General features: G+C 28.0%; 23 protein-coding genes. 22 read left to right on the top strand and 1 reads right to left on the bottom strand.

Features of this window, described 5'->3' with window-relative positions:
- Window positions 1–93 precede the first annotated feature (93 nt).
- On the top strand, window positions 94–2,019 hold the full coding sequence (locus B2P65_RS08640; RefSeq protein ID WP_346879995.1) for an ABC-F family ATP-binding cassette domain-containing protein: 1,926 nt from the start codon (window positions 94–96) through the stop codon (window positions 2,017–2,019).
- 41 nt (window positions 2,020–2,060) lie between these two features.
- The gene (locus B2P65_RS08635; RefSeq protein ID WP_346879994.1) at window positions 2,061–4,379 is read left to right on the top strand and encodes an ATP-dependent DNA helicase; all 2,319 of its coding nucleotides are present in this window, start codon (window positions 2,061–2,063) and stop codon (window positions 4,377–4,379) included.
- 84 nt (window positions 4,380–4,463) lie between these two features.
- Here B2P65_RS08635 and rbr read toward each other — a convergent pair whose 3' ends face one another.
- Window positions 4,464–5,003 carry a rubrerythrin gene (gene rbr, locus B2P65_RS08630; RefSeq protein ID WP_035133587.1) on the bottom strand — a complete coding sequence of 180 codons (540 nt, stop codon included), beginning with the start codon at window positions 5,001–5,003 and terminating at the stop codon, window positions 4,464–4,466.
- A 1,216-nt stretch (window positions 5,004–6,219) separates the two neighbouring features.
- Here rbr and B2P65_RS08625 point away from each other — a divergent pair.
- From B2P65_RS08625 to B2P65_RS08530, 20 genes are all read left to right on the top strand, one after another.
- Window positions 6,220–7,326 carry a DegT/DnrJ/EryC1/StrS family aminotransferase gene (locus B2P65_RS08625; RefSeq protein WP_346879356.1) on the top strand — a complete coding sequence of 369 codons (1,107 nt, stop codon included), beginning with the start codon at window positions 6,220–6,222 and terminating at the stop codon, window positions 7,324–7,326.
- Between the two features lie 103 nt (window positions 7,327–7,429).
- Window positions 7,430–8,026, top strand: a complete 597-nt coding sequence (locus tag B2P65_RS08620; protein WP_346846580.1) for a sugar transferase — start codon at window positions 7,430–7,432, stop codon at window positions 8,024–8,026.
- Window positions 8,027–8,041: 15 nt separating this feature from the next.
- A complete protein-coding gene (locus tag B2P65_RS08615) occupies window positions 8,042–8,728 on the top strand; it encodes a YveK family protein (RefSeq protein WP_346879993.1) in 687 nt (228 codons plus the stop codon).
- Complete coding sequence (locus B2P65_RS08610; protein ID WP_346846582.1) at window positions 8,728–9,456, top strand: CpsD/CapB family tyrosine-protein kinase; 729 nt, start codon at window positions 8,728–8,730, stop codon at window positions 9,454–9,456. The genes B2P65_RS08615 and B2P65_RS08610 overlap by 1 nt, the downstream gene beginning before the upstream one ends.
- Before the next feature lie 87 nt (window positions 9,457–9,543).
- On the top strand, window positions 9,544–10,221 hold the full coding sequence (locus tag B2P65_RS08605; RefSeq protein ID WP_346846583.1) for an acetyltransferase: 678 nt from the start codon (window positions 9,544–9,546) through the stop codon (window positions 10,219–10,221).
- The gene (locus tag B2P65_RS08600; protein WP_346879187.1) at window positions 10,187–11,335 is read left to right on the top strand and encodes a glycosyltransferase family 4 protein; all 1,149 of its coding nucleotides are present in this window, start codon (window positions 10,187–10,189) and stop codon (window positions 11,333–11,335) included. Before B2P65_RS08605 ends, B2P65_RS08600 begins: the two co-directional genes overlap by 35 nt.
- Before the next feature lie 65 nt (window positions 11,336–11,400).
- The gene (locus tag B2P65_RS08595) at window positions 11,401–12,507 is read left to right on the top strand and encodes a glycosyltransferase family 4 protein (RefSeq protein WP_346879992.1); all 1,107 of its coding nucleotides are present in this window, start codon (window positions 11,401–11,403) and stop codon (window positions 12,505–12,507) included.
- 57 nt (window positions 12,508–12,564) lie between these two features.
- Window positions 12,565–13,461 (top strand): glycosyltransferase family A protein, encoded by an 897-nt coding sequence (locus B2P65_RS08590; RefSeq protein WP_346846586.1) that lies wholly within the window; start codon window positions 12,565–12,567, stop codon window positions 13,459–13,461.
- 13 nt (window positions 13,462–13,474) lie between these two features.
- Window positions 13,475–14,560, top strand: a complete 1,086-nt coding sequence (locus tag B2P65_RS08585; RefSeq protein WP_346879991.1) for an EpsG family protein — start codon at window positions 13,475–13,477, stop codon at window positions 14,558–14,560.
- Between the two features lie 20 nt (window positions 14,561–14,580).
- A complete protein-coding gene (locus tag B2P65_RS08580; protein ID WP_346846588.1) occupies window positions 14,581–15,741 on the top strand; it encodes a glycosyltransferase family 1 protein in 1,161 nt (386 codons plus the stop codon).
- A complete protein-coding gene (locus B2P65_RS08575; RefSeq protein WP_346879990.1) occupies window positions 15,713–16,903 on the top strand; it encodes a glycosyltransferase in 1,191 nt (396 codons plus the stop codon). Before B2P65_RS08580 ends, B2P65_RS08575 begins: the two co-directional genes overlap by 29 nt.
- Window positions 16,904–16,991: 88 nt before the next feature.
- Window positions 16,992–18,104 (top strand): polysaccharide pyruvyl transferase family protein, encoded by a 1,113-nt coding sequence (locus tag B2P65_RS08570; RefSeq protein ID WP_346846590.1) that lies wholly within the window; start codon window positions 16,992–16,994, stop codon window positions 18,102–18,104.
- Window positions 18,105–18,114: 10 nt separating this feature from the next.
- Complete coding sequence (locus tag B2P65_RS08565) at window positions 18,115–19,305, top strand: glycosyltransferase (protein WP_346879989.1); 1,191 nt, start codon at window positions 18,115–18,117, stop codon at window positions 19,303–19,305.
- 51 nt (window positions 19,306–19,356) lie between these two features.
- Window positions 19,357–20,547 carry a glycosyltransferase gene (locus B2P65_RS08560; protein ID WP_346846592.1) on the top strand — a complete coding sequence of 397 codons (1,191 nt, stop codon included), beginning with the start codon at window positions 19,357–19,359 and terminating at the stop codon, window positions 20,545–20,547.
- A gap of 29 nt (window positions 20,548–20,576) precedes the next feature.
- Window positions 20,577–21,764, top strand: coding sequence for a glycosyltransferase (locus B2P65_RS08555; RefSeq protein ID WP_346846593.1), 1,188 nt, complete (start codon window positions 20,577–20,579; stop codon window positions 21,762–21,764).
- Between the two features lie 13 nt (window positions 21,765–21,777).
- Entirely contained in the window at window positions 21,778–22,677 is a 900-nt protein-coding gene (locus B2P65_RS08550; RefSeq protein WP_346846594.1) for a glycosyltransferase family 2 protein, read from the top strand.
- 10 nt (window positions 22,678–22,687) lie between these two features.
- The gene (locus B2P65_RS08545) at window positions 22,688–23,491 is read left to right on the top strand and encodes a glycosyltransferase family 2 protein (protein WP_346879988.1); all 804 of its coding nucleotides are present in this window, start codon (window positions 22,688–22,690) and stop codon (window positions 23,489–23,491) included.
- A gap of 166 nt (window positions 23,492–23,657) precedes the next feature.
- Window positions 23,658–24,479 (top strand): ABC transporter permease, encoded by an 822-nt coding sequence (locus B2P65_RS08540; protein ID WP_346846596.1) that lies wholly within the window; start codon window positions 23,658–23,660, stop codon window positions 24,477–24,479.
- Window positions 24,480–24,489: 10 nt separating this feature from the next.
- Entirely contained in the window at window positions 24,490–25,770 is a 1,281-nt protein-coding gene (locus B2P65_RS08535; protein ID WP_346846597.1) for a polysaccharide ABC transporter ATP-binding protein, read from the top strand.
- A gap of 101 nt (window positions 25,771–25,871) precedes the next feature.
- Window positions 25,872–26,789: a phosphodiester glycosidase family protein gene (locus tag B2P65_RS08530; RefSeq protein ID WP_346846598.1), complete on the top strand. Its 918-nt coding sequence runs from the start codon at window positions 25,872–25,874 to the stop codon at window positions 26,787–26,789.
- The last annotated feature ends 74 nt before the right edge of the window (window positions 26,790–26,863 follow it).

The raw sequence follows: 26,863 nt of genomic DNA, 5'->3' as shown, positions 1-26,863 counted from the left end.
GGTATAATGTCCATAGGAAAGGTTTTATAAATAGAAGATATTATAAAAAGAAAATAAATAATTAAACATAGCTAAGAATAGAGGATGATACATATGAATTTAATAACACTTGAAAATATATATAAGAGTTATAGTGAAAAACCATTATTAACAGATGTTAAACTAACCATAACATCAGAAGATAAAGTTGGAATAATTGGTGTAAATGGAGCTGGAAAGTCTACATTATTAAAAATAATTGCAGGAATAGAACAAGAGGATTCTGGTACAATTACAAAGATGAATGGACTGAACATATCTTATTTACCTCAACATATTGAGTTTAATCCAGAGGATAGGATTATTGATCATGTTTTTGATGGTGCTGGGGAAATAATGGAAGTACTAAGAGAGTATGAACATGTATTAGAAGAACTAAAAACCAATAGTGATAATTCAAAGCTGCAACAACAGTTATTTAAGCTTACTAGTAAAATTGACGCATTAGGAGGTTGGCAAATAGAAAGTGAGGCAAAAGCATTACTAACAAAGTTAGGTATAACGGATTTTGATGCTAAAATGGGAAAGCTTTCTGGAGGGCAAAGAAAGAGAGTAGGGCTTTGTAATGTGCTAATAACTCCTTGTGATCTTTTAATATTGGATGAACCTACTAACCACATGGATAATGAAATAATTGATTATATGGAGGAGCTATTACAAAAAAGAAAAGGTGGGGTTATAATGATAACCCACGATAGATACTTCTTAGATAGAATTACTAATAGGATCTTTGAACTAGATAGGGGAGAGCTTTATTCTTATCAAGGAAATTATTCTGTATTTTTAGAGAAAAAAGCAGAGAGAATGCAGCTTTTTGAAGCGCTTGAGAGTAAAAGACAAAATCTTTACAGAAAAGAGTTAGCGTGGATAAAAAGAGGAGCTAAGGCGAGATCTACTAAGCAAAAGGCAAGGATTGAGAGGTTTGAAGAGTTAAAAGAAACATCCTATAAGATAGATGAAGATAGAATGGAATTAAATACAGCTGGTTCAAGGTTAGGAAAGAAGATATTAGAGCTTGATAATATAAGCAAGGACTTTGGAGACAAGGTAATTATAAAGGATTTTAGTCATATCTTTACTAAGGAAGAGAGAGTAGGAGTTATAGGGAATAATGGTATGGGTAAATCTACTTTATTGAATATTATAAGTGGAAGATTAAGCCCTGATAAGGGAGAAGTTACACAAGGTGAAACTGTTAAGATAGGATATTTTACCCAAGAAAATATAGAATTAGATGGAACTATGAGAGTTATCGAGTATATTAAAGAAATAGCTGAGTATATAACTACAAATGATGGAAGTAAAATTACTGCTTCTCAAATGTTAGAGAACTTTTTATTTGATGGAGCCATGCAGCATAGTTTTATATCTAAATTGTCTGGTGGAGAGAAGAGAAGATTATATCTTTTAAGAATACTAATGGAAGCACCTAATGTATTATTTTTAGATGAGCCAACCAATGACTTAGATATTCAGACTTTAACAATTCTGGAAGACTATTTGGATAGATTTAATGGTACGGTAATAGCCATATCCCACGATAGATACTTCCTAGATAGAATTGCCAATAGAATTTTTAGCTTTGAAGGACAAGGAAAGATTTTAGAGCTTGTAGGAAATTATAGTGATTATAAAGAGTATAGGGATATAAAGGCTGAAGAAGAAGTTGCTACATCAAGTACTAACAAAGAAAAGAAATATGATGAAAATAAAAATCGTAAAGAAAAGCCAACTAAATTAAAATTTACATTTAAAGAGCAAAAAGAATTTGATACCATAGATGATGAAATTGAAAAAAAAGAGGAAGATATTGCCTTAGTAGAGACAGAGATAAACCAGTGTGGAAGTGATTTTGTAAAGTTACAACAGTTACTGGAAGATCAAAATAGATTAAAAGATGAATTGAATTTTTTATTAGAAAGATGGGAATATCTAAATGAAATTTTTGAAGAGATGGAAACCCAGAAACAAAATAAGTAAGTACTAGGTTTAATCATGGATATACCTTTTAGGAGAAGAATATGATAGAAAATAATATGAGAATATCTGTTAGAAATTTAATAGAATTTATTTATAGACAAGGGGATATTGATGATAGAATAGGGGGTATTGCATCAGCTCAAGAGGGGACTAGACTTCATAAAGTCATACAAAAGGAACTTAAAGAGCAATGTGATGAATCTGAAGAGAAGACCTATATTAATGAGATGTATCTATCAAGAGAGTTATGCTATAAGGAAATAAATATTATTTTAGAAGGGAGAGCCGACGGTGTTATTATTAGTTCACAGGAAGGTAGTAACACTAGAGTTAAAATAATAGAGATAAAGACTACCATGAAGGACTTACTTACACTTGAAGAAAATGAAAACTTTCTTCACTGGGCCCAAGGAAAACTATATGGGCATATCTATTGTGAAGAAGAAAACCTAAGTGAAATAGATATAGATCTTATATATTGTCACAGAGAAAGTTTGCATACAAAGACCTTTTCAAAAACTTTTTTAAGGGAAGAACTAAAGGAATTTTTCAATGAAGTGATGGGCAGGTATACAAGGTGGATTCATCTTCAGAGTAGTTGGATAGAACTAAGAAATAACTCTATTGAAAAGTTAGATTTTCCTTTTAAAAATTATAGGAAGGGTCAAAGGGAACTAGCTATAAATATATATAGAACTATTAAAGAGAAAAAAGATATTTACATTGAAGCACCTACGGGGACAGGAAAAACTATTTCAACAATTTTTCCTGCAATAAAGTCTTTTACTATAAATAATTCAGCTAAGCTTATATATCTTACAGCAAAAAATATTACTAAAGGAGTGGCTGAAAATACCTTAGGCATATTAAGAGACTCTGGTATGAGGCTTAGAACATTAACTATTACTGCAAAAGATAAGATTTGTTTTCTAGAGGAAAGAATATGTAATGGCGATGCCTGTGAATATGCAAAGGGACATTTTGATCGAGTTAATGACGCCATATTAGCTATGATAGAAAACAATGAAGTTTTTAATCAACAGATTATTGAGGAGTACAGCAGGCAATTTAAGGTATGCCCTTTTGAACTTTCCTTAGATTTAATTGCTTGGTGTGATTTTATAATAGGTGATTATAACTATTTCTTTGATCCTAAAGCTATGATAAAGAGAATGGCATTTGATGATACACCATATATATTTCTTATTGATGAGGCACATAATTTAGTAGACCGTGGAAGAGAAATGTATTCTGCTGAGATAAAAGAAAGTGATTTGAAAGAATTAAAAAAAGAATTTAAATATAAAAATAAAAAACTAATAGGTATAATAAATAAAATAATTAAAAAACTAAAGGAATATACAATAGGTGAAAAGGGTAATATAGTAATAGATGAAGGACCCGGAGAAATGCTAGTTCTTTTCAGGCTTTTTGCAACAGAAGGTGAAAATTATTTAAAAGAACACAGTGGTGAAACCATAGATGAAATATTTTTAAATGTATATTTTTCTTTCTTAGATTTTATTAGAATTGGAGAGTTATTTTCAGAGGATTTTGTACTATACTGTAATAATGAAGATATGGATATCCGGATAAAAATATTCTGTTTAAACCCAAGTAATGTGATAAAACAGTGTATAAAAGGTAATATAAGTAATATATTTTTTTCAGCCACTCTGTCTCCAATGAATTATTTTAAAAATCTACTAGGTGGAGATGATAAAAGTTATAGCATAAAACTTCAGTCTCCCTTTCCACCAGAAAATAGAAATTTGATTCTAAAATATGACATTGATACTAGATACAAGTACAGAGAGAAAAGTTATTACCCGATCTGTAAATATATCAATGAAACTCTAAATAATTATGAGGGAAACTTTTTAGTGTTTTTTCCTTCCTATGAATATATGACAAAAGTATATGAAGTTTACTGTAAGAATTTTAGTGAACATAATATATACTTACAAGAAAGTGTTATGACAGAGGAAGAAAGAGAAGAATTCTTGGAAAGATTTTCTTTGATGGATGTAGATAAAAATAGTAAGGAGAGAACTATAGGTTTTGTAGTTCTAGGAGGAGTATTTTCAGAAGGAATAGATTTAATTGGGGATAGACTTAAGGGAGCGATTATAGTGGGAGTTGGATTACCTAAAATATCCTTTGAAAGAAAATTAATAGAAGAATATTTTAACGAAATAGGGGAACCGGGATTTCACTATGCGTATACATTTCCAGGAATGAACAAAGTTATACAGGCTATGGGAAGGGTTATTAGAACTGAAGAAGATAAGGGTACCATAATGCTTTTAGATAAGAGGTATAGAAGTGAAATATATCAAAAGTTAATGCCTATAGAATAAGACTTTAATATAGAATAAAACATATTAAATAAGGGTATCGAATCTAGAATTAATTCTTGATTCAATACCCTTGTTATTTTAATATTAATAGTTTTTAGCTAATAATTGGAAGTAGCTTTGAGGATGTGCACAAACAGGACATGCATTTGGTGCTTTTTCTCCTTCATAGATGAATCCGCAATTAGCACATTGCCATACCACTTTTTCTTCTTTTTCAAATACTTTTCCGTCTTCAATATTTTTTAATAAAGCTAAATATCTTTCTTCATGCTCTTTTTCAATTTTACCTACACCTTCAAATAAGTTTGCAATTTTATCAAAGCCTTCTTCTCTAGCTTCTTTTGCAAAAGTAGCATACATATCAGTCCACTCATAGTTTTCACCAGCAGCTGCATCTTTAAGGTTTTCCATAGTATCACCTATGCCATCATGAAGAAGCTTAAACCATATTTTTGCATGTTCTTTTTCATTATTTGCAGTTTCAGTGAAAAGAGCAGCAATTTGCTCATATCCTTCCTTTTTAGCTTTTGAAGCATAAAAAGTATATTTATTTCTAGCTTGAGATTCTCCTGCGAATGCTGTTGCTAAATTAGCTTCTGTTTTAGTTCCTTTTAGATTTCCCATCTTTATTCCCCACTTTCTTATTCTATAACATTACCATTAAAAGTAAGTTATTATTTAATAATTATTATTATCTAACAATTTAAATATAGTGTACCATATAAAAAATGGAATGTAAATAATTATAAACAAATATTAACATTTATTTATAATTCCCATAATATTTACACTTATATATTATCATTATGAAATTATATATGAATTTTAACAATAGTTAAATGGTACAATTCTAATGAAAATCTCATACTATACAGAGAATCTATATGTATAGCTTAATAAAATTATAGATTAAAATGATTTATAGTTATTAATAGAGGAAATGTAGAGGTTACTAACATTATACTAGTTGATAAATTGGATAAAAGATTAGAATTAGTTCCAGAGTGATAGAATATCATTGGCTAATTTTACTTTTTTCAAAATAAGAAAATCTCTGAAACCCTTGAGGCCACAACAAATAGTTAACTATTTATATAGTTTCCTATTAACATATATAAATAGTTTAATATATATCTATTTGTTATATGAAAATATAAATTCTCTCCAAATTCTATCACTTTCATTAAACATAGAGCCTAAAACTAAAGTAGAGAGTAGTGCAACAAATAAATTTTATTAGAGTGTGTCATAGCAATGCTAGGCACACTCTTTTACTATATACTAAAACTTTTATTCAATATTATAAAAGTTTTATTGTAACTTTAGGGTGAAAGAAGAATTTTATTATTAAAATAATTAGTTATATAAAGTAGAAGTATGTATAAATAAGTGCATATACATACAAATAAAGTATCATGCAAAAAGGCATTGTTATTTCCTAGGATAAAAAGACGAAGAAAACTAAATGAAACAAATGTAAAAAAGTGGTAATATTGTAATGTAGAACTATATGTTAATTATTTATACAAAAATAGTGGATTTAATGTATAAACAAAAATTTTAATCAGATTTTATAATAATAAAACTTAATATTGATTCGTGGTTAGGGATTTTAATATAAAAGTTTTAAGGAAAAGGAAAGAGTTTTTTACATATTATCCTATGAAAGGAGGCGAAGTATATAGTGGAAAATATGAAAAGTAACAAGGATATTATTCAATCAATAAAGTTCAACAAAATAGATAAAAGTAAAGAAATTTTAGAATTAGCAGAGCAAAATAGGTTTAGTGAAATAATTAATGAAGATAGCAGGAGGAAAATATACCTTTCATCGCCACATATGGGTGAGGAAGAAATTAAGTACGTACTTGAGGCTTTTGATACTAATTGGATAGCACCAATGGGTCCTAATGTAGAGAATTTTGAGAATGAGATAGCAAACTATGTAAAAGTAAAAAGAGGCTTGGCACTAAGCTCTGGAACTTCAGCAATTCATATGGCATTGAAGCTATTAGATGTAAAAAATAATGATTTAGTTTTTTGTTCATCATTAACTTTTGTAGCAAGTTGTAACCCAATAATATATGAAAGAGCTGTTCCAGTATTTATTGATTCAGAACCTGAAAGTTTTAATATGTCTCCCAAAGCATTAAAAAGAGCTTTTGAATATTATGAAGAAAAAAATATGAAGCCTAAAGCGGTAATTGTAGTTCATTTATATGGTCAAAGTGCAGATATGGACGAAATAATAAAAATTTGCAACTTTTATGATGTGCCTATTGTAGAAGATGCTGCAGAATCATTAGGTGCAACTTATAAGGGTAAGCAAACTGGAACCATGGGTGAATTTGGAGTATTCTCTTTTAATGGAAATAAGATAATAACTACTTCTGCTGGTGGAATGCTTGTATCAAATAATATGAATGCCATAGAGAAAGCAAGATTTTGGGCCACTCAAGCTAGAGACAAGGCTAGATATTATCAACATTCAGAGCTTGGATATAACTATAGAATGAGTAATATTTTAGCAGGAATAGGTAGAGGTCAACTTAAAATATTGAATCAACGAATAGCTAAGAAAAAAAGTATTTTTAAATTTTATGATAGAAATTTTAGGAATATTCCGTGGATTGATATGGAAGAAATTTGTGACTATGGAACATCAAATTATTGGCTTAGTGTGATGACTTTATCTAAAGGATGCAAAATTAAACCTATAGATATAATAAAAGCTTTAGAAAAAGAAAATATAGAATCTAGACATGTTTGGAAGCCTATCCACCTTCAACCTTATTATAAAGGATTTAGTTTTTTTAATCACAATGATGTAGGTATAAGTGTATGTGAAGATATATTTGAAAGAGGAATTTGTCTTCCATCAGATACAAAAATGACAATTGAAGATCAACAAAGGGTAATAGATGCTATAAAAAGATTATTTAAATAAAGTTTGGAATTATAAGTAATTTATACTTGGTTAATATAAAATTTAAAAAATAAATTTACATTTAAAAAGACAGAGATAAAATTTAAGAAAGTTCGAGGAGAATATGTTTATAAAAAGAATATTTGATGTTGCTATTTCAATATTAGGACTTATTATTTTATTACCTATGTTAATTATTATAGCACTGATAATAAAGATTAAATTAGGAAAACCAATTTTTTTTATACAAGAGAGGGTAGGAAAAAGGAATAAGATTTTTAAAATGATTAAGTTTAGAACAATGAAAGATATAAAGGATGAAAATGGGAAGGTATTACCAGATGAAAAGAGGCACACAACAATAGGAAAAACACTGAGGGCATTAAGCCTTGATGAAATACCAGAGCTTATAAATGTTATAAAAGGAGATATGAGTTTAGTAGGACCAAGACCTCTTTTAAAAGAGTATTTAAGTTTATACTCACAAGAGCAGTTAAAAAGGCATCAGGTTCTACCAGGAATTACGGGGTGGGCACAAATTAATGGTAGAAATGCTATATCATGGACAGAAAAATTTAAATTAGACATATGGTACGTGTGTAACTGGTCCCTACTTTTAGATTTGAAAATTTTATTTTTAACCATATATAAAGTTATTAAAAAAGATGGAATAAACCAAGATGATAATATTACCATGGAATACTTTAATGGAAGCAATTAAAGGAGGATGAAATTTATGGATGAAAAATTGATAAATTTTGATGAAATAGTATATTTACTAAAGAAAAAAATTTGGATTTTAATATTAATTACTGGAGCTATATCATGTTTAGGTGGTTATAAAGCTTCATTAATGATTACAAGTTATCAAGCTACAGCGAAAATTTACGTTGGTAGAGGAAATAATCTAATGGACTATTATTCTCAGAATGAAATTCAATATTACAATGAATTTATGAATACCTTTAATGAAATAATTAGGGTAGATGATTTTTTAAATGAAACATTGAAAAAATATAAAATTAACAAGTCGTCTTGGGAAGTGAAAAATTCATTAGGGTTTTCTGCATCAGAGAATACACCTATATTTACAGTAACATATAATACTAATGATATGGAGGGAGCAGAACAGGTACTAACAGCTATATGTGAAGAGTTTAATGAGCAAGCAAAAACTATAATTCCAGATGCTAAGCCGAGAATTATAGATAGTAGTAAAGTATATCCCATAGTACCTAATAAAAAGAAGCTAATGCTTATGTACTTCGGAGTTGGTGTAATATTTTCTTTGGGATTAATATTTTTTATAGATTATCTTGATGACACTATTAAGAGTAACTCTAGATTAGAAAAAGTTTTGCCAGTACCAGTATTAGGAAATATACCTAAGCACGAAAAAGGATTTAAGGGAGGAAGAGAGTAATGTTTATATACAATAAAATGCCACATTCTATATCTGCTGAATCTTATAAATCCATACGCACAAGTTTAAAATATTCATCTGTTGATAAAGCAATAAAGACCATTGTAATAACTAGTTCAGTACCAGGAGAGGGGAAATCAACAATTGCTGGTAATTTAGCACTTTGTTTAAGTGAAAGTGGAAATAAAGTTTTAATTATAGATTGTGATCTTAGAAGACCATCTTTACATAAAAAATTTAGGCTTTCTAATTTAAAGGGAATTACGGATTGTTTAATTGATAAAGATAATTTAAAAGAATCTATACAAGAATTTACTTCTGACCTATCAGTAATATCATCAGGTACTATTCCTCCTAATCCTGCAGAAATTTTAGGTTCGAAAACTTTTGAAGGATTTTTAAAAAATATAGGAAGTATCTATGACTATATAATATTAGATACTCCACCGTTACTAGCTGTTACTGATGCCAGCATTCTTGCAGGTAAAGCAGATGCAACAATTATAGTGGTGAAGTACGGTAAAACTAGAGAAAAAGATATTAATTTAGCATATAAAGAATTAAAAAAGGTAAATGCAAATGTAGTTGGAAGTATACTGAATAGTTGCGACATAAAGAGAACAGATTCTTATTATAAATATTATACTAAAGAAAAAAAGAGTTTTCTTAGTAAAAAATCAAGAAGAAGAAATTATGAAAAATATAAAACAAAAAAAGTTAATGCTTAAAATATCAAATTAAACATATTAATCTTTGACTTTAAAAATCAATTGTCATAGATTTGTTTTATTAAATGTGAAAAAGAGGAAGTTGCTATGAAAAAAGTTATCATTATAGGAGCAGGAGGAGTTGGAAGAGAAGTTGCATTAATAATAAATCAAATTAATAATTTTAAACCAACTTGGAATATAATTGGATTCCTAGATGATAATCCAACAAATTTAGGGAAAACTTTAAACGGACATAGAATTATAGGAAATGTTGAGTTATTAAATTACATTAGTAAAGACATATATGTTGTTGTAGCTATATCAAACTATAGAGTAAAGAAAGAAATAGTTTCAAAGTTAGAGGGAAAGTTTAAATTCGCAACTTTAATTCATCCAAGAGTATCCATACATGATTTTATGACTGTGGGACATGGGACAATAATATATGAAGGAGCAATTTTAACAACAGATATTAAAATCGGAGAACATGTAATAATAAGTCCTAAATGTGGTATTGGTCATGATTCTATTATAAAAGATTATGTATCCTTGTTATGGAACGTAAATATTTCAGGAGGAGATATTATTGAAGAAGGAGTACTTATGGGATCCTGCTCTACGGTAATTCAAAATTTAAAAATAGGAAAGGGAGCAATAATAGGAGCTGGCTCTGTAGTAGTAAAGGATATCCCAGCTTATAGTACTGCTGTAGGAGTTCCTGCAAGGGTCATAAGGGAAGAGGAAGTTTATGAAAAAGATATTATATATAACAACAGTAAGTAGAACAATTAATGCATTTTTAATTCCACATATAGAAATGTTAATAGATAAAGGATATGTTGTTGATTGCGCATGCTTTATAGATAAACCTATAGACAAGAGATTAATATCCAAAGGAGTTAAAGTATACAATGTACCATTTTGTAGAAAACCTTTAAGTTTAAGAAATTTTAAAGCTTTTTGGAGATTAAGATTTATACAAAAGATAAATAAATATGATGTTGTCCATGTTCATACACCTATAGCAGCATTATACGGAAGAATATTAAAACTTTGGTTTCCTAAAATAAAAATTATATATACAGCTCATGGCTATCACTTTTATAAAGGTGCACCTAAGATAGCATGGTGTATGTTTTATCCTATGGAGAAGCTTATGGCTAGATTTACAGATGTAATAATAAATATTAATAATGAAGACTATGAAATAACTAAAAATAAGTTAAAGCCTAAAATGTGTTACTTAGTTAATGGAGTAGGTATAAATATAGAGGATATTAGACGGACTGAACTAAAGGCAGAAGTGCTTAATATAAAGAAGCTCTCTTTTGATAAAGATGATTTTATAATACTTATGATAGCAGAATTAAATCATAATAAAAACCAACTTCAGCTTATAAAAGCGTTGGAACTTATAAAAGATAAGTATCCAAAGATTAAGGCAATTAGTGTAGGAGAAGGAAATAAGCTAAAAGAGTTAAAAGAGGAAATAGTAAAAAGGGGAATAGAAGAAAATATAAGTTTTTTAGGTTATAGAGAAAACATAAATGAGCTTATAAAAATTTCAGATATAGGGATATTACTCTCCTATAGAGAAGGGTTGCCTAAAAGTATAATGGAGTTTATGTCACATAGGAAAAAAGTTATAGGTACTAATATAAGAGGAATAAGAGATCTTATAGAAAATGAAAGTATAGGTAAGCTAGTAGAAGTGGGAGATTATGAAGCTACTGCAAGAGCTATAGAGGAATATTATCTAGAAGGAGATAGAAGCTTTAATACACCTAAGGAAATAGAGAAATATGATTTAAATAATGTAATAAGTGAGTTGGAGTATATATATGATACTTTAGATTTACAAGACTACTATTTGCCTGAAAAAAATATAAATTTATAAAGCATAACTTATTACTAGAATTTAATAAGTAGCAATGAAAATATATATTGAAGGGATGTAAAAATATGAAAAGGTGTCTTCATATATTACCAATGAATAAGCTAAGTGGAGCTGAAAAAATGGTGCTGCTAATTTGTAAGAATTTAACTAATTATGAGTCGATAGTCCTATGTGGTGGGGACAAGCTTAAAAAAAGTTTTGAGGATAATAATATAAATAGCTATTCCTTAAGTTTTTCTAAGAAGCATATTTTAAAAAATATAAAGTATCTTAAAAATATTATAAGGGATAATGATATAAAAATAGTCCATGCTCATGATAATAATGCTTCAATACATGCTTATTTAGTAAAGAGTATATATGGAGTAGATATAAAGGTAATATCACATATTCATAGTTGCTATCCATGGATAAATAGTAATGGATTAAATAGTAGTATTGATAAGTTATTAAGGCCAAAATATGATTACAATATTACTTGTGGTAAGGTTGTATATGATTTTTATAAAGAAAATACAAATTATCTTAATAGGGAAAAAATATCTATATTATCTAATGCTATGGATGTAGAAGAAATAATAAATTTTAAAAGTAATAAAAGGGCGTGGATAGCTACAAAATATATCATTCCACAGAATGGAAAAGTAATAGGATTTGTAGGTAGATTAGATGAAGAAAAGGGACTTATACCTTTTATAAGAGAATTTGATAAATATAAGGAAAAATTTATAGATACAAAAATTTTCATAATTGGAAGCGGAACACAAGAAGAAGAAATTAGGTCTATGGTAAAAAAATTAGAATTGGGTGAGTTTTTTATATTTACAGGATTCGAAGAAAATGTATATGATTTTTTCCCTATTATAGATGTGTTTTTTCTACCTTCACTTTACGAAGGTCTTCCAATGGTAATACTGGAAGCTATGGCATTTGGAATACCTGTTGTAGCAATGGATGTAGGAAGTATAAGTGAAGTTATAAACTCTAATAGAGGAAGGCTCATAAAGCCAGGAGATTATAGAAGTTTTATGGAAGAATTAAGAAATTTGAAAGAGGATAAACAATTAAGAATTGATCTTGGGAAAAATGGACGTGAATTTATAAAAACCAACTATAATATAAAAAACTACTGTAAGAAAATTGAAAAAGTCTATGATAGTATTAGTAAGTGATTTATTTGAAAATAAAAGCAGATATATAAAAAGCATGATTTAGGATGGAGGATATTAATGAAACCAATTTTAACAGTTTTTACGCCAACTTATAATAGAAAAGAACTCATATATAAGTGTTATGAAAGTTTGAGAAGACAGACAAATAAAAATTTCAAATGGTTGGTAATAGATGATGGATCAACAGATGATACTAAAGAGCTGATTATAAATTGGAAAGAGGAAGCAGACTTTCAAATAGATTATATATATAAAAAAAATGGCGGTATGCATAGTGCTCATAATACTGCCTATGAAAATATTGATACAGAACTAAATATATGTATAGATTCAGATGATTATATGACAGATGATGGAGTAGAAAAAATTCTAAAGGCTTGGGAAGAAAGAAAGGCAGAAAATATAGCAGGAATTGCAGCTCTTGATTTATATGAAACTGGTGAGATAATAGGAACAAAGTTTTCAGAAGGATTAAGGGAAGCTACTTTATTTGATATATATCATAAATATGGTATTAAAGGAGATAAAAAACTTATATATAGGACTGAGCTTACAAAAAAATATCCATATCCAGAGTTTGAAGATGAGAAATATGTAGGACTAGCTTATAAGTGTCATAAACTAGATGAGAAGTACAAACTAGCTTTAGTTAATGAACCTGTTTGTATTGTAGAATACATGGAAGATGGGTCTACTAAGAATATGCTTAGACAATACAGAAATAATCCTAAGGGATGGTGCTTCTATAGAATAGAAAACTTAAAGATACCTAATACATCTTTATTATACAGATTTAAAGAATGTGTCCATTATGTATCTAGTAGTTTAATTGTAAAGGATAAGAATTTTTTAAGTGAGGTTCCATACAAAGGGATTATGTTAGCAGCTATTCCTCTGGGATGTATTTTATATAGTTATATAATCTTTAGAACTAGAGATATAAGAAACTTATAGAAAGGAGAAAAAAATGGGAATATATTATGCTACCTTAGCTTCAACTTTTATATTATCATTGCTTGCTAGAATGGCTAATGATAAAAAGTACAAGCTTATAGCTATATTTTGGATTTCTCTTGTAGTTTCGGTTTTAGTATTATTTTCAGGGCTAAGGTCTGGTATTGGAGATACAGGTATGTATAAGCACACCTATAATCTTTTAGTAGAAAATCCTAGTTTTTCTAAAGCTAATGGAGACTATGGTTTTGTCCTATTAAATTTAATTTTAATTCAATTTTCCAATAATCCACAAACTATTGTATTTGTAGTAGCTCTAATAACTCAACTATGTAATGTCTATGTATTAAACAAGTACAGGGGTTATATAGAACTAGAAATATTTATGTATATAGCAGCAGGTTATTTTACAGTTACCATGAATGGAATGAGACAGTGTTTAGCAGCAGCTCTTTTATTTCTATGCGTAAAGTTTATTATAGATGGTAGCTTTAAAAAATACTTATTAAGTGTACTTATAATTTCAACTATTCATCAATCAGCTCTATTTATGATTCCGATATATTTTATAGCAAGATTAAAACCTTGGTCAAAGAAAATATACATGATAATTGGAATTGCTGTATTAGGACTTCTTTTTTATGAGGTGCTAAGCAGTTACTTGTTTAAGATTATAGAAAATACTAATTATGGGTATTATTCAGATTTTGACGAAGGAGGGTCAAGTATAATGAGAACCTTTGTAAACATGGTTCCAATTATATTTGCATATTTAAAAAGGAATGAACTAAAAGAAAAGTGGCCACAGAGTAATGTATTTGTTAATATGGCTCTTTTAAATTGCATATTTGTAGCCTTTGGTATGTCAAATTGGATATTTAATAGGTTTTCATTATATTTACAATTATACAACTTTATACTATTGCCGTATATAATACAGAATTGTCTAGAGGGTAAGCAAAGACGAACAATATATTTAGCATTCATAGTGTGTTATCTAATATTCTTTTATAGAGAGCAAGTAATAGGACTTAATATGCAATATAAGAGTGTTTTAGATATAAAATCTATTTTCTATTATACTCCCAATCATAGATGAAAAGTAAGGAGAGATGAGAAATGAAAAGAAATAAGGTGCTTCATATTGTAGGTGGAATGGACGTGGGTGGTACCGAAACTATGCTTATGAATTTATATAGAAAGGTTTATAAGGAGATTCAATTTGACTTTGTTTCTTATTACCATAAGGAAGGCTATTATGATGAAGAAATTAGAAAATTAGGTGGAAGAATAATAAAGTTAGATCCTCCAAGTGAAGTAGGTGTGATAAAATCTGTAATAAATTTAATGAAGATTATAAAGAATGATGATGAGTATAGTGCTGTTCATGCTCATACTTTATTTAATTGTGGAGTGGGAGTATTGGCTGCAAAACTAGTTGGAGTAAAGGTAAGGATATCTCATGCCCATACTACTAAGGATTGTAGTAAAAGTCTAATAAAAAGATTATACATATCCATAATGAAGGGATTAATAAAGGGGTTTTCCACAAACTTTTTGTCATGTAGCGATGCAGCAGGTAAGTATTTATTTGGATACAGTACACTTAAAGATGATAGATACTGTAAATTACCTAATTATATTGATTATGAAAGATTTATTAATAATGAAGGTAGTAGCTATATAAGAAAAAAATTAGGAATAAACAATGATGATATTTTAATTGGAAATGTAGGAAGATTTATTCGTGTGAAAAATCATAATTTTCTAATTAATTTAATGTCAAACTTAGTGAGAATAAATCCTAAATTTAAATGCATTTTAATTGGCGATGGAGACTTAAGGGGGCCTATAGAAGAAAAAATTAAAAAATTAAACTTAGAGAATAACATACATCTGTTAGGTATTAGAGATGATGTGAATAACATACTTAAGGAAATAGATTTATTTATATTACCATCCACCTATGAGGGATTAGGCCTTGTACTTTTAGAGGCACAAGCTTCAGGAGTACCATGTTTAACATCTACAGCTATTCAGCCGGAAGCAGATTTACATCTAGATCTACTTAAGAGATTGAATCTTGAAGCAGGTATAGAAATTTGGAGTAATACAGTAATGAAAATGTTAGAACAATCCAAGGTTGATAAGATGTTAATAAAAAGAACATTTGAGTTTCATGGATATAGAATTGAGGACGTTAAAGGTAAACTATATAAATTATATGGAATAGAATTAGAAGGGAATAAATATGAAAAATGTGCTAATAGCATCCTTTGATATGGAAGTTGGGGGAGTAGAGAGAAGTCTTATAAATATTTTAGAAAGCTTTGATTATAACAATCATAATGTAGATTTGATGTTATATAGACATAAAGGAGATTTTATGAAGTTATTAAGGGGCAAATTTAACATTTTAGATGAGATAGAAGAATACACCACCTTTCGAAAATCTATATTAGAGATATTTAAGGATAAAAAAATTAGTTTAGGATTAGCACGTATTAAAGCTAGAATGGATGCTTCTAAATATGCTAAGAAAAATAGTTTAGAAGAATCTGGGCATGTACAGATGCAGAGGATGTGGCAATTTTCATTGAAATATTTACCTTGTTTAAATAAAGAGTATGATGTAGCTATAAGCTACCTATGGCCACATTATTTTGTAGCTAATAAGGTAAAGGCTAAGAAAAAGATAGCCTGGATTCATACGGATTATTCCTGTATTGATACTGATGTTATAGAGGATATAGAGCTTTGGAATAAATTTGATTCTATAGTAGCTGTATCGGAAGAATGTAAAAATTCCTTTTTAAAGAAATATAACAAACTAAAAAATAAGGTGGTGGTAATGGAGAATATTGTATCTCCAGAGTTTATAAGATTCATGGCTGAAGAAGAAGTGGAAGATGATATAAGTAAAGGAAAAGGCTTTAAGCTTCTATCAGTAGCTAGATTGTCAATGGCAAAGGGAATAGATAATGGAGTTAGAGCTTTAAGAACATTGCATGATAAAGGGTTTACAGATATAAAGTGGTATGTAGTTGGGTATGGGGGAGATGAGGAGATGATAAGAAAGTTAATAAAAGAGAATCATCTTGAGAAAGATTTTATAATACTAGGAAAAAAAATCAATCCATATCCCTATATGAAAGGTTGTGATTTATATGTACAGCCATCAAGGTATGAAGGACGAGCTGTAACTGTTACTGAGGCTCAAATACTAGGAAAGGCTGTAATCATTACTAACTATCCTACGGCTAAAAGTCAGTTAAGAGATGGAGTTGATGGATTAATATGTGATAAATCAGTAGAAGGAATAGCTTCTGGAATAGAAAATATTTACAATGACAGACGTTTAAAAAAGGAAATGGAAGAGTGTTGTGGAAAGAGTAACTATAGTAATATGGAAGAATTAGGAAAAATATATAAGCTATTTTAAGAAAGGGAGAAGATATGGAACCGTTAGTAAGTAGTTTACTCAAAAGAAAAATATGATTTACTATAAATAAAAGATAAGGAATAAAATTATGAAAGTGTGTACAATAACTTGTCATGATGTATATAATCATGGAGCTTCACTACAAGCATATGCATTAATAGAATATTTAAAGCAGATTGGAAATGATGTGGAAATTATTGATTATAAGCCAGATTATTTAAGTGGACATTATAAAATAATTTCAATAGATAACCCTAAGTGGAACAAAAATTATATAACAAAACTTACTTATATAATTTTAAAATTACCATTTAAATTAGAAGCATTGAAAAGGAAGAAAGCCTTTGACACTTTTAAAAATAAATTTATGTCATTATCAAAATATAGATATACATCTAATATACAACTAATAAATAATATTCCTAAAGCAGATGTTTATTTATGTGGAAGTGATCAAATATGGAATTGTTTACGAGATAATGGAAAAGATCCTGCTTTTTATCTCGATTTTGTACCAGATTCTAAAATAAGAGCTTCCTATGCAGCAAGTTTTGCGACAGAAACTATTGATAATAAATACAAAAATTTTGTAAGAGAAAATCTACTAAAATTAGATAGAATATCGGTGAGAGAAAAAAGTGGTAAAAAAATCATTAATGAATTAGAGTTAAAAAAAGTAGAAGTGGTAGTTGATCCTGTATTTTTATTAGATAGAAAAATATGGGATGATATTGGTAATACAGAATTTAAAGATAAATATGTATTAGTTTATGATTTTGATAATAATCCTATTATAAAGAAATTAGCATTGGAAATTTCACATTATAGAAGATGTAAGATATATACTATAAATCACTATAGAGGGTCATATGAGGATAAAAACTTCAAATTCAGTGGACCAGAAACTTTCATATCTTTAGTGAGAAATGCAGAATTTGTAATATCAAACTCGTTTCATGCAGTGGCATTTTCTTTAATATATAAGAAACCTATGGCAATTGTTAGAAGGTTAGAGAATATAAATACAAGGATGAGAGATTTGTTAATTGATTTTAATTTAGAACATAGATATATTGAAAATGACTATATTTTGGATAAATTGTTAGAGGATATAGATTATGCTAAAGTGGATAAAATTTTAAAAGCAAAAATTATTTCTTCAAAAAATTATATAAATGAAGTTTTATCTATCAAAAAGTAGGTGATTAATAGTGAAAAAAGATATATTATTTGTAATTAATTCCTTATCAATCGGAGGTTCAGAAAAAAGTTTAGTTTCTCTTTTAAATGTAATTGATTATTCAAAGTATAGAGTAGATTTGTTAATGCTAAAAAAGGGAGAATCATTAGACAAATATATTCCAAATAAAGTTAATATATTAGATATTCCCAATTTTTATTTATACTTAAACAATGAAAATTACGATAAAACAATAGTTAAGGGATTATTATACAGAATGTGTCGTATAAAATCATCTATAGATATACGATTAAATAAATTAAAGAGTAAAAAAACTAAAAACAATCAACAAATATTTTATATAAATCAAAAAAATATATTAAAAAGGATTGAAAAGAAATATGATATAGCAATTGCCTTTGCACAAGGATTTCCAACTTATTTTGTGGTAGATAAGATAGATGCAGATAAGAAAATAGCTTGGATAAATTGTGATTACAAAGCTACTACTTATAATAAAGAGTTAGATAAAATGTTTTATGATAAAATTGACAAAATAGTTGCAGTTTCTGAGGCATCAAAAGATTCAATTATAAATGTAAACAAAAATTATACAAATAAAATAGTAGTAATTAAAGATATAGTTAATCCGGATATAATTGTAAATATGGCAACAGAAAAAATTAAAGAAATTGATTCTAATGAAGTGAATATATTAACTGTAGGCAGATTAGTAATAGGATATAAGGGATATGATGTAGCAATAAAAACTGCTAATTTACTAAGAAGTAGTGGTTATAGGTTTAAATGGTATGTTATTGGAGATGGACAAGATAAAGCGAAATTGCAAGATTTAGTTAAAGTATATGACCTTGAAAAATATTTTATATTATTAGGATCTCGTGATAACCCATATCCCTACATGAAAATGTGTGATATATACGTTCAACCATCAAGAAATGAGGGTTTTGGATTAACTGTTATTGAAGCAAAAATCTTGAAAAAACCAATTGTATGTACTAATTTTAATACTTCTAATGAATTAATTAAAAATGAGCAAGATGGTTTAATTGTAGAACAAGATGAAGGACAACTATTAAATGGGATAAAAAAATATTTAGATGACCACAGTTTCAGAGATAAGATCCTTAGAAATCTTAAATCAGAAAGCTATTATAATACAATGAATGAAATATATAAAATTTATGAATTGTTTAAATAGTAACTAAAATATATGAAGTAAGAAATATATTACTATTGTGGATGTGATTAAATGTATAAAATAATATTTATGGTTATTAATATGAACATAGGTGGTACAGAAAAAGCGCTGCTATCGATGATAAGAGAAATGGATAGAACTAAATGGGATATTACTATTCTTATGTTAGAGGAATATGGCGGATTTTTAAATAAAATACCAGACTGGGTTAGTGTTAAGTATGTATATGAATATAAGAGTTTAAAATCATATTTTAATGAGTCACCTTTATCTGTGTTAAAGAAAAATGTAACAGAACATAAATATTTAGAGAGTATCATTATTGCCATCTTATATTTCATCACTAAAATTACTGGGAATCTTAGCTACTATTATAGGTATATCTTTAAAAATATAAAAGCTTTAGATAAAAACTATGATATTGCAGTAGCTTATGCAGGACCTATGGACTTTATAACATATTTTGTAGCAAATAAAATAAACTCAGAAAAAAAAGTACAATGGATACACTTTGATATAGAAAAAATACATTTTAACAAAAGATTAGCATCTAAGCTATATAAAAGTTTTGATAAAATTTTTGTGGTATCCAAAGATGGGTTAGGTAAATTTATAAAGAGTTTTCCTAAGGTAATGGATAAGACCCAAGTATTTTATAATATTCTAGATCATGAGAAGATTAATAGGTTTGCTGATAATGGAGCTTCTTTTAAAGATGATTTTCACGGAATTAGGATTCTTACAGTAGGAAGATTAAGCAAAGAAAAAGGACAAGATTTAACTATACCTGTTTTAGCAAGATTAAAAAGTGAAGGGTATAAAGTACGTTGGTATTGTGTTGGAGAAGGTGGAGCTAAAAGTGAGTATGAGACAATGATAAATAAATTTAAAATTGAAAAAGATTATGTACTATTAGGATCAAGATTAAATCCTTATCCATATATGAAAGATTGTGATATATATGTACAATCATCAAGACATGAAGGATACTGTATAACTTTAGCTGAAGCTAGGTGCTTTAATAATCCAATTATAACAACTAATTTTACTGGAGCCACTGAGCAAATAATTAATGAAGAAAATGGAATTATAGTTAGTGAAGATGCTGATTCCATATATTTAGGGGTTAAAAAGCTATTAGACAATAATGACTTATATGAGGCAATTAGAAACAACCTTAGTAGTAAGATTATAAATACAACAGCAGAAATTGAAAAAATTAGTAGAGTAATTATGAACTGAAAAATGATAGAAGGATAGGAGTAATGCCAGTGAAAAAAGTTCTATTTATGTTAAGCAGTATGAATATTGGTGGAGTTGAAAAGTCCTTGCTTTCACTATTATCAGTTATACCAAAGGATAAATATAATGTTACAATCTTACTCCTTGAGAAAAAAGGCGGTTTTCTAGAATATCTTCCACAGTGGGTAAAAGTAGAAGAAACTAATTGGTTTCAAGATATTAAACCAATTCTTATGGATTCACCTTATGAGACTATAAAAAGTTATATTAAGAAGAGAAAATATCATAAAATTCTTGGATTTTTTTATTCATATTTTAAGAGTAAAAAATCAAATGATAGATATATATATTATAAAAACATACTAAAAAGCATTCCAATGAATATGAAAGAATATGATGCAGCAATAGCCTATGCAGGTCCAACTGAGATAATAGATGCTTATATAACACATAAAATTAAAGCAAAACTAAAAATCTCCTGGGTACATTTTGATATTTCACATCATGAGATAAATAAAAAATTATATACAAAGTTATATGAAAGATTTAATAAGATATTTGTAGTGTCTAAGAATGGAGAGAGAATATTAAATAAGCAGTTTCCAGTTACATCTACTAAATCACAGGTGTTTAACAATTTAGTTTCACATGAATTAATTAAAGACATGGCTCAAGAAAAAATAGATTTTGACAATGGTTTTAAAGGTATAAGAATTTTGACTATAGGAAGATTATCTAAAGAAAAGGGGCAAGATTTGGCAATAAGCGTATTAGATAAATTGAAAAAACAAGGGTATAAAGTAAGATGGTATTGTGTTGGAGAAGGTAATGATAGAGATGAATATGAGAGGCTTATAGAAAATCTTAATCTGAGAAACGATTTTATTTTATTAGGAGAAACTATAAATCCTTATCCCTACATAAAGGCTTCAGATATCTATGTTCAGCCTTCAAGACATGAAGGCTACGGTATAACCATAGCAGAGGCAAAATGTTTAAACAAGCCAATAGTTATTACAAATTTTATTGGATCTAATGAACAGATTGAGGATGGACAGAATGGTTTAATTGCTGAGTGTACTTTAGATAAAATATGCGATAAAATTAAATTTCTTATCGATAATCCAAAAGTTAGTGAGAATTTTTCAAAAGCTTTATCTAGGGAGAAGATAGATACAACATGTGAAGTTAGTAAACTATGTAACTATATTAATTGAAAGGAAAAATAATATGAATCCTAAAATAAGTATAATAGTGCCTGTATATAATGTTGAAAAATATATTCATAAATGTGTTGATTCCATATTAAATCAAACTTTTAAGGAATTTGAACTTATTCTTATAGATGATGGATCAACAGATAGTTCTGGTAAAATGTGTGATGAATATGGTGAATTAGATGAAAGGGTTATAGTGATTCATAAAGAAAATGGAGGACAGTCAACAGCAAGAAACGCAGGTATAAATATTGCAAGAGGTGAGTATATAGGATTTGTTGATAGTGATGATTGGATAGAGGTTGATATGTATAAGATTCTTTATGAAACATGTGTATATAATGATGCTGATATGTGTTTAACTGGTGTAAATGAGGTAGATGAAGGTGGAATTGTAAGATATAAGTATATTCCTAAAGATATAATTTTTAGTGACATTTTAAAAAGAGCACATCCATGGAATAAATTATTTAGAAGAGAGCTATTTTTAAATAATAACTTATTATTTTATGAAGGCAAGTATTATGAAGATTTAGAGTTAATACCTAAGTTATTTTTAAAGTCTAGTAAAGTGAGTGTGGCAAAGCATATAGGGTATAATTATTTGATTAGGTCAGATTCAACAACTGGTAGTAAAAATGAGAAGATATTAGATTTACTTTGGGGATATATTAGAATAAAAGATTACATTATACAAGAAGATTTAAGTATTGATTATAGATATGAGTTTGATAATGGGGTAATATATTTAAAAAGTTTTTATATAGATATACTCTATAGGTATCCTGTAAAATTCTTGTTGAAGAATTTTACAAAAATAAAAAAAAGTCTAAGAAAACTAACTGTTTTTAATTATAAAGATATATTTAAATTTATAATAAATTATATTAGGTTTAAATTTAATAGTTTATAGGTGGGTGTGTATGTGTAAAATAAGTATCATAGTACCAGTATACAAAGTAGAAAAATATATTAATAGATGTATTAATTCAATTCTTAATCAAAAATTTAAAGATTTTGAACTAATACTTGTAGATGATGGTTCACCAGATAATTGTGGTAAAATATGCGATGATTATGCTACAAAGGATAAAAGAATAAGAGTTATACACAAAAATAATGAAGGAGTTTCTTCAGCAAGAAATTCAGGGTTAGATATAGCAAAGGGTGAATACATAGGATTTGTAGATAGTGATGAGTACATACATCCAAATATGTATGATATATTATATAATACTATAATTGATTATCAGGCTGATATTGCATTTTGTGACTATGATATGGTGAATAATAAGAGCATAGAAAAATATGAAATTCCTAAAATATTAAATATAAATAAATTTAATATTGTTGAAGCATTAAATGAGATGCATAAGGAGAATGGAGTTAAGTTTGTTACAGCTTGGAATAAGTTATATCATAAAAACATATTTGAAAATATAAGATATCCTTATGGTAAAATACATGAAGATGAATTTGTAATTCATAAAGTATTATTTAATAGTAAAAATACTGTATATATTAACTATCCCTTGTATTATTATTATCAAAATGAAGAGGGAATTACAAATGGTAAATTTACATTAAAAAATTTTGATGCAGCATATGCATATAAAGATAGAATAAAATTCTTTAAAGAAATAAGAAATATTAACTTATATAATAAAGCTCAGTATACATTTGTTTTAAGTTTTTTAATTGCTATAAAAAAGCGTTTAATCTATTGAATATGGATAATACACATATAAAAACATATAAAAAATTATTTGCGTCAGAATTATTATATTTATTAAAATGTCCTTTATTTAGCTTTAAAGAAAAATGTATGTGGGTACTATTTTGTATAAATTCAAATTTGTATAATAAGTACTTACAATTAAAGGGGGAAATACTATGAATGAGGTAATTTTAATAACAGGTAAACCATCTCATAAAAAGAGATTGAAAGAACTGTGGAAATATAGAGAAGTTATAACATTTTTATCATGGAAGGATATTATAGTTAGATATAAACAAACTGCACTAGGGGTACTCTGGGCTATTTTTCAGCCAATATTTTCAATGATAATCATGACATTTGTATTTGGAGGATTAGCAAATATGCCCTCAGAGAATGGGGTTCCTTACGCAATTATGGTGTATTCAGCGCTTTTACCATGGAATTTTTTTTCTGCAGCATTCAATGGTGTATCTAATAGTCTAGTTAATAATGGTCATATGATTAAAAAAATATACTTTCCAAGGCTTACATTACCTATATCTTCTGTGGTTACAGCGTTTATAGATTTTGTTATTTCATTATTAGTTTTATTAATTATAATGATTTTCACTGGATACTTACCTCCAATAAAAATATTATTATTTCCATGTTTTATTATTTTAGCTTTCACAATAGCCTTAGGATTTGGCTTATTTTTTTCTGCACTTAATGTAAAATATAGGGATATAAAATATATAATACCAGTAATATTGCAATTTGGTATGTATTTGTCTCCAGTTGCATATACAAGTTCAGTGATACCAACCAATCTAAGATTAATATATTCCATTAATCCATTAGTTGGAGTGATTGAAGGGTTTAGATGGTGCATTATGCCATCAGCAAGGATATATGTTCCAGCATTAATTTTTTCAATTGTTATTTCATTAATAGGATTAACATTAGGAGTAAAATTTTTTATAAAGTTTGAAGATACTTTTGCTGATGTAATTTAGGAGGATTTATATGGTTCAGGAAGTTTTGAGGGTTGAAGGGATTGGTAAAAAGTATAGGTTGTTATCTAATCAAGATAAAAGTGATACTTTTATAGCTGTTCTTTTAAACTCTATTAAAGGAGCATTTAGTAAGAAGAATAAAATGTCATCTGGTAATGAATTTTGGGCATTGAAAGATATTAATTTTACCGTTAATAGAGGTGAAAGAATTGGAATAATTGGGCATAATGGAGCTGGAAAATCTACTATTTTAAAAGTTTTTTCTAGAATTACACTTCCAACGGAGGGAGAAATTAAAATAAAAGGTAGGATTTCTTCTCTCTTAGAAATTGGAACAGGATTCAATCAAGAATTAACAGGAAGAGAAAATATTTATTTAAATGGGTCTATCTTAGGCATGAAAAAAAAGGAGATAGAGGCTAAGTTTAAGGATATAGTAGAATTTTCAGAAATAGGTGAATTTCTTGATACACCAGTAAAAAGATATTCAAGTGGAATGCATGTAAAGCTTGCATTTGCAGTAGCAGCTCACCTTGATCCAGATATTCTCATAGTTGATGAAGTATTAGCGGTAGGGGACATGAGATTTCAAGAAAAATGTCTAGGAAAGATGGAGGATATAGCAGATGGGGGAAGAACAATACTTTATGTAAGCCATAGTATGAGGACAATACAACAGCTTTGTAGTAGGGTAATAGTTTTAGACCATGGAAAAATTATCTTTGATGGTGATGTAGATGATGGAATAAAAGTTTATATGAATAATAATTTTAATACTACCCCATTAATGAATCTTGAAAACCAAAAAAGGCAATCACATATTATGCAAAGTGCAACTATTATAAGTACGCAAATACTAAATAATAAAGATTGTATATTTACTTCTAAAGAATCTATTACCTTTAAAATGAAATGGAAAGCTGGTAAAGATTTGTTTAATTTAAGACTGAGAGTTGAAGTCTTATTTTCAGATAATACACCAGTTGGTGTAAGCTATTCCAAGCCTTTTGTAAATGCAAAATCAGGCATCATGTATGATGATATATTTAATTTGGATATAAGTACACTAGCTCCAGGAAAATATAGTGCTATATTATTATTAACACAAATGAATCAATATGGTTCATATACCGACGTTGATAGAGTAGAAAGAGCATTGAATTTTGAAATTATACCTGAAGAAAGTGAAATAGAGAAAGTAGCATGGACTCATCGTTGGTGGGGTCATGTATCATTACCAGAGGTTAAGAAAGTTAGCAATACAAATGAAAAAATAACTAAAATAATATAAACAAAAGGACTAATTAGTTTTAAATTAATTGGTCCTTTTGTTTATAATTAACAATAATTGCACATATTTATATTAGTATAAGTATTACAAGGGGAGATATTATGAATGAGAGGAACTCAAAATTATTAAGTAATCTAGATGTTGGAAAGATTATCACAATAATATTATCTGCTATTTTAATAGGGATATTACTATTTTTAGTTGCTAGTTTATATAATTATACTCCATTAAATAGTGAAGTTATTTCTCAGGTAGAGCTTGATGAATTTCCATCTGATACATATGTTAAAATAGATAATGAAACAGGGATTAGGAAGTATGGGTCACCTACAATGATGATCATCATTGAACCTATAGTAAAAGTTAACCCAAACCTTAGATATTGGATTACAACAGTAAAGATAAAAAATCAAAGTCAGCTTAATTCTGCTTTTTCAGGAGACATTTTTTCCTTAAATATAAAAGAGAAAACATCTTCTATAGCCAACAGGCATAATGCTATTCTTGCTATTAATGGTGCAGCTTGTGGATTTAATACATCAGGATATGTAATAAGAGATGGTGTAGTATACAGAGGTACTGATTTAGATTGTGCTCCATTGGTTATAGATAAGGAAGGAAACTTTAAAATATATGAGTATGGAAAGAAGAATGCAGAAGAATTATTGAGTTTGGGTGCAAGGCATACCTATGACTTTGGTCCAGATCTAATTAAAGATGGTAACATTGTTGATTATGGAGATACATGGTATAAGGAAGATATGCAACCACGCACAGCTATTGGTCAAAAAGGATCATTAGAATATGTAATAATTGTGGTTGATGGAAGAAGTATTAGGTCTAAGGGGATGAGTTGTTATGATTTAGCAATTGAATTTCAAAAGTTAGGTTGCAACCTTGCATATAACTTAGATGGAGGAGGCTCATCTACATTATATTTTAATGGTGAAGTTATAAATGAACCTTCAGATTTTAATGGAGAGAGAAATATTTCAGATATATTATATTTCATAAATTAAATTTAGAGTTATTCAACTAAGGTTGGGTAACTTTTTTAGAGGGAAATATCTAACCATGAAGAATAAAGGTGTTC

This window comes from Clostridium sp. UBA3061, from assembly GCF_002367465.1.
Lineage (GTDB): Bacteria > Bacillota > Clostridia > Clostridiales > Clostridiaceae > Clostridium_J > Clostridium_J sulfidigenes.
Note: the sequence above shows the minus strand (reverse complement) of the source record. Positions and strands in the feature narration are given on the sequence as shown.

Excerpts from the sequence above, each read along its gene's own strand:
- B2P65_RS08640 (WP_346879995.1), top strand. The coding sequence starts at position 94 with ATGAATTTAATAACACTTGAAAATATATATAAGAGTTATAGTGAAAAA.
- B2P65_RS08635 (WP_346879994.1), top strand. The coding sequence starts at position 2,061 with ATGATAGAAAATAATATGAGAATATCTGTTAGAAATTTAATAGAATTT.
- rbr (WP_035133587.1), bottom strand. The coding sequence starts at position 5,003 with ATGGGAAATCTAAAAGGAACTAAAACAGAAGCTAATTTAGCAACAGCA.
- B2P65_RS08625 (WP_346879356.1), top strand. The coding sequence starts at position 6,220 with ATGGGTGAGGAAGAAATTAAGTACGTACTTGAGGCTTTTGATACTAAT.
- B2P65_RS08620 (WP_346846580.1), top strand. The coding sequence starts at position 7,430 with ATGTTTATAAAAAGAATATTTGATGTTGCTATTTCAATATTAGGACTT.
- B2P65_RS08615 (WP_346879993.1), top strand. The coding sequence starts at position 8,042 with ATGGATGAAAAATTGATAAATTTTGATGAAATAGTATATTTACTAAAG.
- B2P65_RS08610 (WP_346846582.1), top strand. The coding sequence starts at position 8,728 with ATGTTTATATACAATAAAATGCCACATTCTATATCTGCTGAATCTTAT.
- B2P65_RS08605 (WP_346846583.1), top strand. The coding sequence starts at position 9,544 with ATGAAAAAAGTTATCATTATAGGAGCAGGAGGAGTTGGAAGAGAAGTT.
- B2P65_RS08600 (WP_346879187.1), top strand. The coding sequence starts at position 10,187 with ATGAAAAAGATATTATATATAACAACAGTAAGTAGAACAATTAATGCA.
- B2P65_RS08595 (WP_346879992.1), top strand. The coding sequence starts at position 11,401 with ATGAAAAGGTGTCTTCATATATTACCAATGAATAAGCTAAGTGGAGCT.
- B2P65_RS08590 (WP_346846586.1), top strand. The coding sequence starts at position 12,565 with ATGAAACCAATTTTAACAGTTTTTACGCCAACTTATAATAGAAAAGAA.
- B2P65_RS08585 (WP_346879991.1), top strand. The coding sequence starts at position 13,475 with ATGGGAATATATTATGCTACCTTAGCTTCAACTTTTATATTATCATTG.
- B2P65_RS08580 (WP_346846588.1), top strand. The coding sequence starts at position 14,581 with ATGAAAAGAAATAAGGTGCTTCATATTGTAGGTGGAATGGACGTGGGT.
- B2P65_RS08575 (WP_346879990.1), top strand. The coding sequence starts at position 15,713 with ATGAAAAATGTGCTAATAGCATCCTTTGATATGGAAGTTGGGGGAGTA.
- B2P65_RS08570 (WP_346846590.1), top strand. The coding sequence starts at position 16,992 with ATGAAAGTGTGTACAATAACTTGTCATGATGTATATAATCATGGAGCT.
- B2P65_RS08560 (WP_346846592.1), top strand. The coding sequence starts at position 19,357 with ATGTATAAAATAATATTTATGGTTATTAATATGAACATAGGTGGTACA.
- B2P65_RS08550 (WP_346846594.1), top strand. The coding sequence starts at position 21,778 with ATGAATCCTAAAATAAGTATAATAGTGCCTGTATATAATGTTGAAAAA.
- B2P65_RS08545 (WP_346879988.1), top strand. The coding sequence starts at position 22,688 with ATGTGTAAAATAAGTATCATAGTACCAGTATACAAAGTAGAAAAATAT.
- B2P65_RS08540 (WP_346846596.1), top strand. The coding sequence starts at position 23,658 with ATGAATGAGGTAATTTTAATAACAGGTAAACCATCTCATAAAAAGAGA.
- B2P65_RS08535 (WP_346846597.1), top strand. The coding sequence starts at position 24,490 with ATGGTTCAGGAAGTTTTGAGGGTTGAAGGGATTGGTAAAAAGTATAGG.
- B2P65_RS08530 (WP_346846598.1), top strand. The coding sequence starts at position 25,872 with ATGAATGAGAGGAACTCAAAATTATTAAGTAATCTAGATGTTGGAAAG.